Origin of the sequence: Pseudomonas sp. B21-021 (assembly GCF_024749205.1) — a bacterium.
GTDB lineage: Bacteria > Pseudomonadota > Gammaproteobacteria > Pseudomonadales > Pseudomonadaceae > Aquipseudomonas > Aquipseudomonas paraglycinae.
This window is the reverse complement of sequence record NZ_CP087192.1, coordinates 3285093-3299552: the sequence shown is the minus strand read 5'-3', so window position 1 is coordinate 3299552 and position 14460 is coordinate 3285093. Positions and strand designations below refer to the sequence as shown.

Here is a 14460-nt window from a genome sequence, read left to right as displayed (position 1 = left end):
GTGAGACTTATCGTGGCAAAACATCTATTGCGTAACTTGAGTGCGGCTGCAGTGCTGGCGTCCCTGATCGTGCCGGCCAGCGTGATGGCCAAGGACAAAATTGTCATTGGCGAGCAGAACTGGACGGGGGCTATCGCCATTCAACACATTTTGGGTGAGGTGATCAAAACCCGTCTGGACGGTGATGTGTCGTATCTGGCCGGGGACGTGCCGGTGCTGTTCAGTGCGGCGGCCAAGGGCGACGGTTCTGTGGATGTGCTGACGGACATCTGGCTGCCCAATCAGTCGGCGGCGTGGGCCAAGTACGTCACCGGCGGCACCCGCTCACTGGTGCCCAATGCTCACCCTTATACCGGCGAACAAGGCTTCTACATTCCCGGTTATCTGCAAGACAAGTACGGCGTCAAATCGATCTACGACCTGAAAAAACCGGAAGTGGCCAAGCTCTTCGAGCCTTTGGGCGGCGGCAAGGCCGAACTGCTGGTGGGGCCGGCGGGCTGGGAGTCGACCTATATCGGCCAGATCAAGGCCAAGGATTACGGCTTCGCCGATAAATTCGAGTCCGTCTCGACGGAAGCCTCGGTGACTTACGCCAAACTGGCCTCGGCTTACAAGGCGCAACGCGGCGTGGTGTTCTACGCCTATACCCCTGACTGGATTTTCTCGGCCTATGATCTGCGTCGTCTGGAAGAGCCCGCGTTCGATGGCTACGCCCAGGACAACAAAAAAGAAGATCCTCTTTACAAGGCGGATGGCTGCTGGAAATTCGTCAGCCCGACCGTCGATCCCGACTGGCTGAACAAGAGCCACATCACCTGCGCCTTCCCGGATGCCAAGGTGTACGTCCTGGCTTCCACCGCACTGCAAAAGCGCGCACCGAAAATTGCCGAGTTTCTGCACAATTTCGCCATCGACCCGGCACAGTTGAACGGACTGATCCAGAAGATCGAAAAGGAAAAACAGCCAGCAGACGTCGCCGCCAAGGCCTGGGTTCAAGCCAACCCTTCTACTGTTGATCAGTGGTTTGCAGGGCAGGCGCAGCAAGTGAGTTCATCCCAATGACCAGAGCGAACGTACGTGTGCTCGATGGCGGCATGGGGCGGGAGTTGAAGCGAATCGGCGCGCCGTTCCGTCAACCGGAATGGTCGGCCCTCGCGCTGATCGAAGCGCCCGAGTATGTGCTGCAGGCGCATCAGGCGTTCGTGACAGCGGGCGCCCGGATCATCACCACCAACAGCTATGCGGTGGTGCCTTTTCACATTGGCGATGAGCGATTTGCCGAACAGGGAAGAGCGCTGGCTGAGCGCGCCGGACGCTTGGCGCGGCAGGCCGCCGGCGAAAGTACCGATGCGGTCACCGTGGCCGGGTCGTTGCCGCCGGCGTTGGGGTCGTACCGGCCGGATCTGTTCGATCATCAGCGTTCAGTAGCGATCCACCGCGAACTCATTGCTGGATTGCAGGCGCACGTCGATGTGTGGCTGGCCGAAACGCAAAGCTCCATTGCTGAAGTGCGGGCGGTGGTCGAAGCCCTCGGAACGAATCCCGCGCCACTCTGGGTGTCATTCACGCTGTTGGACGAAGAGGGGCGGGAACCGCGATTACGCTCAAACGAGGCCGTTGCCGATGCGGTTCGCGTGGCGGCCGAACTGGGGGCTAAAGCGGTGCTCTTCAATTGCAGCCAGCCGGAAGTGATGGCCGCGGCCTTGATTGAGGCACGCGCTGTGATTGAAAACCTGGATCATCCTGTCGAACTGGGGGTTTATGCCAATGCTTTCCCCCCTGTCAGTGCCAAAGCCGAGGCCAATAGCGATTTGTTGGAAATTCGGCGCGATCTGGGCCCCGAGTCCTACCTGGACTGGTCGAAATCATGGGTTGCCGCAGGGGCCAGCATTGTCGGCGGATGCTGTGGAATCGGCCCGGAGCATATCGCCCAATTGCATTTGCACCTGCACTATCAAAAGGGTGAGGAGGCCGCGCATGAGTGATTTTTCAGGCGACGTTCTGTCAGAGCAGGCGACATTGGGTGCCGGCTGTTTCTGGGGAGCGGAAGCTTCATTCCGGGCATTGCCGGGTGTGCTCGACACCCGTGTCGGGTTCGCGCGGTCAGACTTGGGTGACGCCACCCTGATCGAAGTCGTGCAAGTCGACTTCGACCCCCGGCTCATTTCCTACAGCCGTCTCGTCGAGCACTTCTGGACACTGCATGATCCCACGTCAGTCGACCGGCAGGGTGCGGACGTCGGGGCGAAATACCGTTCCGCGCTGTTTTTCAACAGTACCGAGCAGTCCCGACTGGCACTTGTCGCCAGGCAGCAGCTGGACGCCAGTGGCCAGTTGGGCAAGCCAGTGGCTACGGTGATCCTGCCACTGGGTGAATTTCAAAAGGCGGATGAAGAACATCAGCGCTACCTTGAAAAGCACGGTGGCAGCGCCTGTTCGATTTGATGCATATGCAACGCTTTTGCCGTCACGGCCGAGGCGTTGCAATCGCAAGGGTCGGCGAATGGGGCAAGCCGAAATTGACGCAAGAGTGAATCCACAGGAATACGGGCAGGTAAGGGTGTATAAAAGTGATTAAAATCGTCGAAATACAGTTAACTACACTAAATAGATGTTTAGTCGAGTTATTACAGATCGTATTGAAACGATGGAGCAGGTCATGAATCCACGCCCGATTACTGCATCGAACTTGATTGCGTCACTGGACCTTGAGCCTCACGTCGAGGGTGGTTTCTTTCGCAGAACCTACCAGGCCGATCATCGGGACATGCTCGAAACCGCCGGTGGGCCGCGTTATTTGATGACGTCGATTTATTACCTGTTGACCGAAGAATCACCGGTTGGCCAGTTTCATTTCAACCAGTCAGACATCCTGCATTATTTCCATATGGGCGATGCCATCGAGTACAGCCTGATTCATGCCGACGGCTCGCTGCAGACGCTGGTGATGGGCAGCGACGTTCTGGCCGGACAACAACTGCAATTGCACGTACCGGGCGGAATCTGGAAAGCCTCCAGGTTGCTGAATGGCGAGAACGGATTTGGTTTGATCAGCGAAGCGGTTTCACCAGGGTTTGATTTCGCGGATATGGAAATGGGGAATCGGCGGAAACTCACAGCGCGGTATCCGCAGTATCGAGCGCTGATTGAAAAGCTGACGCGTGACGAGGATTGAGAGCAGCACATTTCAAATAGAGAGATCAGCAGGCATCAAGGATCAGGTCCTTTGAGAGAGATGCCAGAGATTGAAATGGTGTGCGCAACCGTACTGACTCCGTAATACTTTGTTACGTGTAATGTATATTATGTTAAATGATGTGTCTGGGCGGAACTTTACCAATCCCTACCGAAACCTCGGTGACCCACCTCGGCAATCAGCTAAACAATTCATAGATCTCAGAAACCACCTGCATCGTAGCGCCTTCGATCGTTCCTTCATTACGGCACAAAACCCAGCCGTGATCCGCAGCCGCTTGCTCAAACATCTCCGTACACGCGACATGCTCAGCGTGCTTTTGAATCACAGTACCGCCCAGTCCTCTGGATCGTGCCGTTGCCCTGGCCCATGAAATATCCGGCGTGGTGACGACTCCGACATGCAGGTCTGGCACCTGCACGTTTTGCTCGATATTCAACTGGAGAATCTCTGCAAACGAGACGGTATGGCGAAACGCGGCGTCAGACGGATACCAGCGATCGATCAGGATAATGCTGTCCAGCGGTTGTTCAGTCAGCACGTGCCGGGAGATCCAACTGCGGCTCTCAGCAAAGCGCTGACACACAGCCCACTCCAGGTCCCGGGAGGGATTTCTGGCGAGTTCGTTAACGAGGGCCATGGTGGCACCCCGGTAAGGATCGCTTTTTCTCTCGCAAAGCCGGATGACTTTCTTGTTGTCGGCCCTCAGTACTGCCGTGACGGCTTCCAATAATGTGGTTTTGCCGGTTCCTTTTGGCCCATCCAGAGAAATAAACAGCGGACGATTCATTTTTCACACAACGATTGAGGCATTGGTGACCACTCTATCTTCATTTCTGTAATTCAATCAGCTCATCCCTGCCCTTTGCCTAGACTTGCTTCCCAATGATGTTCGCCAGACCTTTTGACTGCCAGGGAATCGCATAAGGAGCCACCCCATGTCAAAGCTATATCCCGGAATCGATCCTGAAGGGCTTATCGAGTACTCCGTGGTCTACACCGACCGCTCGCTCAACCACATGTCGCAGACATTTCAGGCCGTGATGAAGAACATTTCCCAGACCCTGAAACAGGTTTACAGCGCCGAGGCGGTTGCGGTGGTTCCGGGCAGCGGCACATTCGGCATGGAAGCGGTGGCGCGCCAGTTCGCCACCGGCCAGCAATGTCTGGTGATACGCAACGGCTGGTTCAGCTATCGCTGGAGCCAGATCCTTGAGACGGGCAACATCCCGGCGGCCACTACGGTACTGAAAGCCCGACCGGTCGAAACGGGTCGCCAGGCTGCCTACGCCCCGCCACCACTGGACGAAGTGCTGGCAGCCATTGCGGCGCAAAAGCCGCAGATTGTCTTCGCCCCCCACGTTGAAACCTCATCAGGAATTATCCTGCCCGACGAGTACCTGCGGGCCGTCGGCGACGCCGTGCATGCGGTGGGTGGGCTGTTCGTGCTGGACTGCATCGCTTCCGGCACGCTTTGGGTTGATATGCACAAGTGCGCCGTCGACCTGCTGATCAGCGCACCGCAAAAAGGCTGGAGCGCCTCCCCGTGCTGCGCCCTGGTGATGTTCAGTGCTCTGGCCCTCGAACGCATCGAGCAGACGCAAAGCAGCAGCTTCGCCTGCGACCTGAAAAAGTGGCTGCAGATCATGCAGGCCTACGAACAAGGCGGACATGCCTACCATGCGACCATGCCCAGCGATTCCCTCGCGCGGTTCAACGACGTAATGAAAGAGACGCAAGCCTACGGTTTCGAAAAGGTCCGCGACGAACAACAGGCTCTGGGCGATCGGGTGCGCGCCATGTTGACCGGCAAAGGCTTCAAAAGCGTGGCCGCAGCCGGTTTTCAGGCCCCAGGCGTCGTGGTGAGCTACACCGATGATGCCGATATCAAAAACGGTAAGAAATTTGCCAGCCACGGTTTGCAGATCGCCGCCGGGGTGCCGTTGCAATGCGACGAACCGGCTGACTTCCAGACCTTCCGCATCGGTCTGTTCGGACTCGAAAAGCTGTACAACATCGAGCGTACGGTCAGCACCCTTGAGCAGGCACTGGATGAGGTGATGGTTAGCTAAGCCCTCACCTCGCCCACAGCCAATACCGTTCCCGCCGATTCTGTGCGGCGGGAACCAACAAGCCTGATCAACCTGTCATAAATTCCATATCCGCTGGCAAATAAAAGACTTTTCCACCGTTCCAATAGCCGCTGAGGATCCGCGATGACAAGGCCAGCGTCGATTCGTCGCACCATTTAGCGCCAAAACCCCTTTCATTCTGAATTAGTGATTTAACTAGGTAGTTACCTAACTATATAATGCCCTCCTCATTTCAACGGGACATTCAACGTGAAGCAGAGTCAACGCCTCTCGGGCATATCAACATTCATTCTGGTCGGGCTGGGCGTGATCATCGCCCTGCTCGGCCTGGCACTGGCCGCTGGCGGTGTGAAATTGGTCAGCCTGGGAGGCTCCTGGTACTTCCTGGTGGGTGGTCTGGCGATGGCCATTTCCGGTCTGCTGATCGCACGCCGCAAGCCTTCCGGTGCCTGGCTGTTCGCGGCGTTCCTGCTGGGGACGGCGATCTGGGCAGTCATCGACGCAGGGCTGGTGTTCTGGCCGGTGTTCTCTCGCCTGTTCATGTTCAGCGCGGTGGGTCTGGTGGTCGCGCTGGTCTATCCGCTGCTCAAACGCGCCAATGGTGACGTTGCAGGTCGCGGTGCTTACGGCGTTGCGGCTGTTCTGGCGGTTGGACTGGCGGTGGCTGCCGGCAACATGTTCGTCGCGCACCCGACCGTCGCCCCTACCGGCACTGGCCCGGGCCTGACGCCGGTCGAGCCGGAAAAGGCGCAGAAAGACTGGGCGCACTACGGTAATACCGAGGGTGGCAGCCGCTTCGCCGCGCTGGACCAGATCAATCGCAGCAACGTCGACAAGTTGAAAGTCGCGTGGACCTACCACACCGGCGATATCGCCGAGAGCGACGGCAACGGTGCCGAGGACCAACTGACTCCGCTGCAGATCGGCAACAAAGTCTTCATCTGCACCCCGCACAACAACCTGATCGCGCTGGATGCCGATACCGGCAAAGAACTCTGGAAAAACGCGATCAACGCTCAATCCAAAGTCTGGCAGCGTTGCCGTGGCATGGCGTATTTCGACGCCAGCGCCGCCGTCGCCAAACCGGCCAGTTCGCCGGTTACCGAGACCCCGGCCGCTCCCGCCGCCAACTGCACACGCCGTCTGCTGACCAACACCATCGACGCCCGCCTGATCGCGGTCGATGCCGACACCGGCGAGTTCTGCCAGGGTTTCGGCAACAACGGCCAGGTCGATCTGAAAGCCGGTCTGGGTGATGTCCCGGACAGCTACTATCAATTGTCCTCCGCGCCGCTGATGGCCGGCACCACCGTGGTGGTTGGCGGTCGTGTGGCCGACAACGTGCAGACCGACATGCCGGGCGGCGTGATCCGTGGTTTCGACGTGATGACCGGCGCGATGCGCTGGGCATTCGACCCGGGCAATCCGCAGGATAAAAAGGCACCGGCAGACGGCAGCACTTATGTGCGCAGCACGCCGAACAGCTGGGCGCCGATGTCCTATGACCCGGCGACCAACACGATCTTCCTGCCGATGGGCAGCTCGTCCACCGACATCTATGGTGTCGAGCGCAGCAAACTGGATCACACCTACGGCGCCTCGATCCTGGCGCTGGACGCCAACAGCGGCGAAGAAAAGTGGGTCTACCAGACCGTGCACAACGATCTCTGGGACTTCGACCTGCCGATGCAGCCAAGCCTGATCGATTTCACCAAGGACGGTAAAACCGTTCCGGCGGTGGTGATCGGCACCAAGGCCGGGCAGATTTACGTGCTCGACCGCGCCACCGGCAAACCGTTGACCGAGGTTAAAGAAGTACCGGTCAAGGCGTCGAACATTCCGAACGAACCCTACTCGCCAACCCAGCCGAAATCGGTGGGCATGCCGCAGATCGGTGCTCAACACCTGACCGAATCGGACATGTGGGGCGCCACGCCGTACGACCAGTTGCTGTGCCGGATCGATTTCAAGTCGATGCGTTACGACGGTCTGTACACCGCGCCGGGTACTGACAAATCCCTGAGTTTCCCGGGTTCTTTGGGCGGCATGAACTGGGGCAGCATCTCGACTGACCCGGTACACGGCTTCATCTTCGTCAACGACATGCGCCTGGGTCTGTGGATTCAGATGATCCCGTCGCAGAACACAGGCAAGGCAACCTCTGGTGGCGAAGCGTTGAACACCGGTATGGGCGCCGTGCCGCTGAAAGGCACGCCTTACGCAGTGAACAAAAACCGCTTCCTGTCGGTCGCCGGCATTCCGTGCCAGGCCCCGCCGTTCGGTACCCTGACCGCCATTGACATGAAAACCCAGAAAGTCGCCTGGCAAGTTCCGGTCGGCACCGTTGAAGACACAGGTCCCCTGGGCATCCGCATGCACCTGCCGATCAAGATCGGTCTGCCAACCCTCGGCGGCACGCTGTCGACCCAGGGCGGCCTGATCTTCATCGCCGGCACCCAGGACTTCTACCTGCGCGCGTTCAACAGCGGCAACGGTGAAGAAGTCTGGAAAGCGCGTCTGCCAGTCGGCAGCCAAGGCGGCCCGATGACGTATGTGTCGCCGAAAACCGGCAAGCAATACGTGGTCATCACCGCCGGTGGTGCTCGTCAGTCGACCGACCGTGGCGACTACGTGATGGCGTACGCTCTGCCGTAAACCGCAGCGCCCTCCTTCACTTCACTTGTGCGCGGCACCTTCGGGTGCCGCGTCGTTTCATGTCCTTCGCTCTGGATTTCAGCAATGTCATTGGCTGTTCGCTTTTCTCACGCCGGGGTCTTCACCGGCATGCTGTTCGGTCTCACCTGCGGCGCTGCCCTGCCCGCCCTCGCCGATACCGATTCGAACGTGTTCACCCGCAACACCCTGACCGGCGACTGGGGCGGCCTGCGCCACCAGCTCGATAAAGACGGCATCAAGTTCACCGGCGACTACACCGGCGAAACCGCCTACAACGCCGACGGCGGCCTGCATCGCTCGGCGCGTTACTCGCAGAACATCAAGCTCGGCGCGCAGTTCGACCTGAGCAAACTGTACGGCGTCGACAACGCCGGCAAGATCCAGTTGAGCATCAACGACCGACGCGGCAACAGTGCCTCCGAAGATCTGGTCGGCAACCGTCTGCCGATCCAGGAAAACTACGGCGGCCTCTACACCCGCCTGACCGAGCTGAGCTACGAGCGCAGCCTGTTTACCCCGGCGCTGAACGTCAAGCTCGGCTACATGGCCATGGGCAACGACCTCGGCGGCCTCGACAGCGGCATCCTCTGCAACTTCATGAACGCCGGTTTCTGCGGCCATCCGCTGAACATGTCCGGTGGCAGCGGCTGGACCAACTACCCCAACGCCCACCTCGGTGTGCGGGTGAAATATGACCTCTCCCCTGCCTGGCAACTGCGCGTGGCCGCGTTCAATGTCGACCCGGAAAGCAACGGCAACTCCAGCCGAGCCTGGCACCTGGGCCCGAAACACACCACCGGCACCGTGGTGCCGATCGAGCTGGTCTACAAGCAGGCAGGCAAACTGCCCGGCGAGTACAAGGTCGGTTATTACTACGACAGCTCCGATGTGAAACGCATCGGCAGTGACAAGGAAGTGTCCGGACGCGGCGGTCATTACGTCCTGATCGACCAGGCTGTCTGGGCTTCGGACGCCTCCGAAGGTCGCAGCCTGCACGCCTTCGGCCAATATTCGGCGGCCAGCGAAGCAGCTTCGCCGTTCAGCAAGTGGTACGGCACCGGCATGGTGTTGTACAAACCTTTCGAAGGCCGCCCTCGCGACACCGTGGCGCTGGGCTATGGCCGCGCAGTGCCGAACCCGCGCAGCCGCGATGTGCAGCAGGACGCCGCAATGGCCAATGGCGCCGCGTTCCCCAATCTGGACAGCGCCGAACAGTTGATCGAACTCGGCTACGGCTACCAAGCCACTCCATGGCTGACGCTGCGCCCGAATGTGCAATACATCATCGAGCCAGGCGCGTTTTCCGGGAAGGACATCGACAATGCATTGGTGTTTGGCTTGCAGGTGAAAGCTGCGCTCTGACGCCAACATTTGCCGACCACAAAAAAAGCACCCGAAGGTGCTTTTTTTGTGCGTGCTGCCAGCGGAATCAACCCGCGAAGCTGGCCCGCGCTGCATGCAGTTTCTTGTAGCTCTCGATCAGACGCAGGTGCCGATCCAGCCCTTCCAGCTTCATGCTGGTCGGCGTCAGACCGTAGAAGCGCACGCTGCCGTTGACCGAACCGATCGCCGCATCCATGCGTTCGTCGCCAAACATGCGGCGGAAGTTGGCTTCGTAGTCTTCCAGCTCCAGATCTTCGTCCAGCTCCATTTCCAGCACCACGTTGACCGCTTGATAGAACAAGCCGCGCTCGACGGTGTTGTCGTTGTATTGCAGGAAGGCTTCGACCAGATCCTTGGCCTGCTCGTACTTCTGCAAGGCGAGGTAGATCTGCAGGCGCAGTTCGAGGATGGTCAACTTGCCCCATGGGGTGTTGTCGTCGAACTCGATGCCGATCAGCGTGGTGATGTCGGTGTAATCGTCCAACTCGCTGTGTTCCAGGCCTTTGGCGAGATTGCGCAGACCGACCTTGCTCAGGTTGTGCAGGTTGAGGATGTCGGCACGGAATTGCAGCGCTTTGTTGGTGTTGTCCCAGATCAGGTCTTCTACCGGATAGATCTCCGAATAATCCGGCACCAAAATGCGGCACGCCTTGGCGCCGATGTGCTCGTAGACCGCCATGTAGACTTCCTTGCCCATGTCTTCAAGGATGCCGAACAGCGTCGCGGCTTCTTCGGCGTTGGAGTTTTCGCCGTTGCCGGAGAAATCCCACTCGACGAATTCGAAGTCGGCCTTGGCACTGAAGAAGCGCCACGACACCACGCCGCTGGAATCGATGAAGTGCTCGACGAAGTTGTTCGGTTCGGTCACGGCCTGGCCCGAGAAGGTCGGCTGCGGCAGATCGTTGAGGCCTTCAAAGCTGCGGCCCTGCAGCAACTCGGTAAGGCTGCGTTCCAGCGCCACTTCGAAGCTCGGGTGCGCGCCGAACGAGGCGAACACGCCGCCGGTGCGCGGGTTCATCAGCGTCACGCACATCACCGGGAATTCACCGCCCAGGGACGCGTCCTTGACCAGCACCGGGAAGCCCTGCTCTTCCAGCGCCTTGATCCCCGCGAGGATGCCCGGGTACTTCGCCAGTACCTCTTGCGGCACGTCCGGCAGGGCCATTTCGCCTTCGAGGATTTCGCGTTTGACCGCCCGCTCGAAGATCTCCGACAGGCACTGTACCTGGGCTTCAGCCAGGGTGTTGCCGGCGCTCATGCCGTTGCTGAGAAACAGGTTTTCGATCAGGTTGGACGGGAAGTACACGACCTCGTTGTCCGACTGACGCACGAACGGCAGCGAGCAGATGCCGCGCTGGGTGTTGCCGGAGTTGGTGTCGTACAGGTGCGAGCCGCGCAGTTCGCCGTCGCGGTTGTAAATGCCCAGGCAATATTCGTCGAGAATTTCCGCAGGCAACTCGTCTTTGGCGCCGGGCTTGAACCAGCGCTCGTCCGGGTAATGCACGAATTCGGCATTGGCGATCTCTTCGCCCCAGAACTGATCGTTATAGAAGAAGTTGCAGTTGAGCCGCTCAATGAACTCGCCCAGCGCCGAGGCCAGCGCGCCCTCTTTGGTCGCGCCCTTGCCGTTGGTGAAGCACATCGGCGACTGCGCATCGCGGATGTGCAGCGACCAGACGTTGGGCACGATGTTGCGCCACGAAGCGATTTCGATCTTCATGCCCAGGTCGGCCAGAATCCCCGACATGTTGGCGATGGTCTGTTCCAGCGGCAGGTCCTTGCCGGCAATGCAGGTGCCCGCGCCGGACGTGGAAGCCGGCATCAGTAGCGCCTGGGCATCCGCGTCGAGGTTCTCGACTTCCTCGATCACGAACTCAGGCCCGGCCTGCACCACCTTCTTCACCGTGCAACGGTCGATCGAGCGCAGGATGCCCTGGCGATCCTTTTCGGAGATGTCCGCCGGCAGCTCGACCTGGATCTTGAAGATCTGGTTGTAGCGGTTTTCCGGATCGACAATGTTGTTCTGCGACAGACGAATGTTTTCGGTCGGGATATTGCGGGTGCTGCAGTACAACTTTACGAAGTAAGCCGCGCACAAGGCCGACGACGCCAGGAAATAGTCGAACGGACCCGGTGCAGAGCCATCGCCCTTGTAACGGATCGGTTGGTCGGCCACCACCGTGAAGTCATCGAACTTGGCTTCGAGTCGGAGGTTGTCGAGAAAATTGACCTTGATTTCCATGCGGGTTACCAGAATAGCGGGCTAAACAAATTGGCCGCCATTATCCGGCTTTTGAGCGTGAAGTCTTGTGCTTTTGCGCAACGGGGCCTGAGTGGTCAGACACATTTGGCGAACTTCTGAACATCTCGAAGCTGAAGATGTTCTAGATTGAAGAAGTACCGGATCAAGGACGAGCAAATGGACATCTCCAGCCGTGCGACGTCGTTACCCACCCTGCAGGGCTCTGTTACCCGGCGCCTGGCCATTGCAGTGGGCGCGCTGTTCATTGCCGGAGTGATGGCGGCGACCGCTGCGTTGCTCGGCATTGCTACTCAACTGGATGAGGATGACGTCAACGACGTGCGGTTCTATTCGGCCCGGGCGCTGGAAAACCGGATTACCGCATCCAAGAACTACATCACCAGTTACGCCTATTGGACGACAGCGTATGAACGTTTGAGCGGTACGGTCGACACGAACTGGGCGTACACCGAGCAGAACATGGGCAAGACCCTGTTTACCAGCGACGGCTATGACGGTCTGTTCGTGCTGGATCGGGAACGCACCAAATACGCCGTCGTTCGCGGGCAAATGCTCGATGCGCAAATGCCCCAGTTCCTTCAGCTTTCGGCGAACAGTCTGGTTGAGCAAGTGCAGAGTCAGCCCGACCTGACCAAGCCCGTCAGTACTTATTCATTGTTCGAAGACTGGCCGGCGCTGGTCACCGCAGCGGCGATCCTTCCCAACGATGAGCGTCCGGTGGGCGAACCACAAATGACCTCGGTGCTGGTATTCGTCGACAAGCTGACGCCCACCAAGTTGCGCAAGATCGGCAGCGGGTACGGGCTGAACAATCTGTCGCTGGCTCCGGACGACAGCATCGACCCGGGCCAGCCCCGCGTCCCGCTGGACAGCACCGGATACAGCCTCGTTGCGGATCTGGAGCGACCGGGCCTGCATCTGCTTTGGTCGTTGTTGCCCACCCTCGGCTCTGCTTTGATTGTGTTGATGGCGCTGACAGCCTGGTTCTTTCGCCATGCGTTGCGTTCCTCGCGCTATGTCGATAACAGCTTTGAAGCGATGCAGGCCTCGAATCAGGCACTGCTGGCGTCCAACCGCGCACTGGAAGCCAGCGAGGAGCGCTTCCGGGCGGTCGCCGAAGCGGCGTCCGACTGGATCTGGGAAGTGGATGAAGCGTTGTCCATCACCTATCTGTCGACCCGGTTCAGTGCAGTCACCGGCTATCCGCAGGCCCAATGGATCGGGAAGCACATCGGGCACTTGCTTGTCTGCGACACCACTCCGCTGGATCTGTGGCTGAAGAAACTCGATGAGGAGAGCAACGCCAGCGACCTGCGCTGCACCTACCGTGACCGCAAGGAACAACAGCGCCACTGCCGCCTCTCGGCCAGGCCCATCGTAGAAAGAGCGGCAGTCGTCGGCTATCGCGGCACGGCCAGCGACATCACCGATGAAGTCGCCGCCCATGCGCAGATCCAGCATCTGTCCTTGCATGACGCGCTGACGGGACTGCCCAACCGCAACAAACTGTCGCGCTATCTGGACGACGCTCTGCTGCTCAAGGAGCACGCCCCGCCGGTGTCGCTGTTGATGATTGACCTGGACAATTTCAAGCCGATCAACGATTCCCTCGGCCACCCTGCCGGCGATGCGGTGTTGCAAGAGGTTGCCGGCCGTCTGCGCGAATGCACGCGTGACCACGATATCGTCGCCCGTCTGGGCGGTGACGAGTTCGTCGTTGTGCTCTGCGGCATGGACACGCATCAGGAGATCGACAGATTCTGCACACGCCTGATCGGCAGCCTGCATCAGCCCATCCACTTCGAACAGCAACCGTTGCACATCGGCGCCAGTGTCGGAATCGCCCTGAGCCGGCGTCACGGGTACGTGGCCAGTGAGCTGATCCGTTGCGCAGACATTGCGCTGTACCAGGCCAAATCCGAAGGCAAGAACACCTGGTGCTATTTCGAAGCGCACATGAGCGATCAGATCCAGACCCGCCGGCAGATGGAGGACGACCTTCGAAGGGCCCTGACGAACAATGAGTTCGTGCTGCACTATCAACCCCGATACAAGGTCGATGGCAAGGAAATCGTCTCGGTCGAGGCACTGGTGCGTTGGCAGCATCCTGCCAAAGGGTTGCTCGGGCCGGATTTATTCATTCCGCTGGCCGAACAGACAGACCTGATTGTTCCCTTGGGTCGCTGGGTCCTGCGTGAGGCTTGTGAAACGGCACTGACCTGGCCGGCGGACATTCTCCTGTCGGTCAACCTGTCACCTGCGCAGTTTGCGATCAGCGATGTGGTCGAAGATGTACGCGAAGTGCTGGTGGGTACTCGCTTCCCGGCCAGCCGGTTGGAGCTGGAAATCACCGAGAACGTAATGCTCAACGACACGGACGGCGCGTTGACCACCATGACCGCGCTCAAGGAACTGGGCGTGCGCCTGAACATGGATGACTTCGGCACCGGTTATTCCTCCCTTGGCTATCTGCGGGCCTACCCGTTCGATGGCATCAAGATCGACAAACGCTTCATCGCGTCCATCAGCACCGGCGCCAATGATCGTGCGGTGGTGCAGGCCATCATCGGACTGGGTAAAGCGATGGGGCTGACCGTGACCGCCGAAGGCGTCGAAACCGAGGAACAACTGGACATCCTGGGCAAGGATCAATGCAACGAAGTCCAGGGTTATTACATGAGTCGCCCTATCGACAAGGCGGCCTTCGCCAGTCTTCTGCAAACATCAAGAGCCGCGGCGGTCGATCCTTCCAGACAGCGAAAAGGCCGGGTGACCTGAGGACGCTGACTCAGCACATCCGCTCAATCGCGGCGCGACTGTTTGCTTCAGTATCCGGCGACTTCCATCAC

Annotated in this window: 10 protein-coding genes; 8 read left to right on the top strand and 2 right to left on the bottom strand. The window is 59.3% G+C overall.

The features are described 5' to 3' along the window. The first annotated feature begins 84 nt into the window (after positions 1-84). The 4 genes from LOY31_RS14625 (at position 85) to LOY31_RS14610 (ending at position 3175) form a co-directional block, all read left to right on the top strand. Positions 85-1062 (top strand): glycine betaine ABC transporter substrate-binding protein, encoded by a 978-nt coding sequence (locus LOY31_RS14625; protein WP_258713606.1) that lies wholly within the window; start codon positions 85-87, stop codon positions 1060-1062. Beyond that, positions 1059-1985, top strand: a complete 927-nt coding sequence (locus tag LOY31_RS14620) for a homocysteine S-methyltransferase family protein (RefSeq protein WP_221533275.1) — start codon at positions 1059-1061, stop codon at positions 1983-1985. The genes LOY31_RS14625 and LOY31_RS14620 overlap by 4 nt, the downstream gene beginning before the upstream one ends. Beyond that, complete coding sequence (msrA, locus tag LOY31_RS14615; RefSeq protein ID WP_221533276.1) at positions 1978-2445, top strand: peptide-methionine (S)-S-oxide reductase MsrA; 468 nt, start codon at positions 1978-1980, stop codon at positions 2443-2445. Before LOY31_RS14620 ends, msrA begins: the two co-directional genes overlap by 8 nt. Before the next feature lie 214 nt (positions 2446-2659). After that, positions 2660-3175, top strand: coding sequence for a cupin domain-containing protein (locus tag LOY31_RS14610; RefSeq protein WP_258711732.1), 516 nt, complete (start codon positions 2660-2662; stop codon positions 3173-3175). A gap of 199 nt (positions 3176-3374) precedes the next feature. Here LOY31_RS14610 and LOY31_RS14605 read toward each other — a convergent pair whose 3' ends face one another. Next, on the bottom strand, positions 3375-3986 hold the full coding sequence (locus LOY31_RS14605; protein ID WP_085603664.1) for a dTMP kinase: 612 nt from the start codon (positions 3984-3986) through the stop codon (positions 3375-3377). Between the two features lie 148 nt (positions 3987-4134). Between LOY31_RS14605 and LOY31_RS14600 the strand changes: the two genes are divergently transcribed. From LOY31_RS14600 to LOY31_RS14590, 3 genes are all read left to right on the top strand, one after another. Continuing rightward, positions 4135-5268, top strand: coding sequence for an aminotransferase class V-fold PLP-dependent enzyme (locus tag LOY31_RS14600; protein ID WP_221533278.1), 1134 nt, complete (start codon positions 4135-4137; stop codon positions 5266-5268). A gap of 270 nt (positions 5269-5538) precedes the next feature. Beyond that, on the top strand, positions 5539-7944 hold the full coding sequence (locus LOY31_RS14595; protein ID WP_258711731.1) for a glucose/quinate/shikimate family membrane-bound PQQ-dependent dehydrogenase: 2406 nt from the start codon (positions 5539-5541) through the stop codon (positions 7942-7944). 84 nt (positions 7945-8028) lie between these two features. Continuing rightward, positions 8029-9327: a carbohydrate porin gene (locus LOY31_RS14590; protein ID WP_258711730.1), complete on the top strand. Its 1299-nt coding sequence runs from the start codon at positions 8029-8031 to the stop codon at positions 9325-9327. 67 nt (positions 9328-9394) lie between these two features. Here the strand turns inward: LOY31_RS14590 and LOY31_RS14585 are convergent, their stop codons facing one another. Then, the gene (locus LOY31_RS14585; protein WP_115077956.1) at positions 9395-11590 is read right to left on the bottom strand and encodes an OsmC domain/YcaO domain-containing protein; all 2196 of its coding nucleotides are present in this window, start codon (positions 11588-11590) and stop codon (positions 9395-9397) included. 177 nt (positions 11591-11767) lie between these two features. On the opposite strand from LOY31_RS14585, the gene LOY31_RS14580 reads away from it, so the two are divergent. Next, positions 11768-14389 (top strand): EAL domain-containing protein, encoded by a 2622-nt coding sequence (locus LOY31_RS14580; protein WP_258711729.1) that lies wholly within the window; start codon positions 11768-11770, stop codon positions 14387-14389. Positions 14390-14460: the final 71 nt, after the last annotated feature.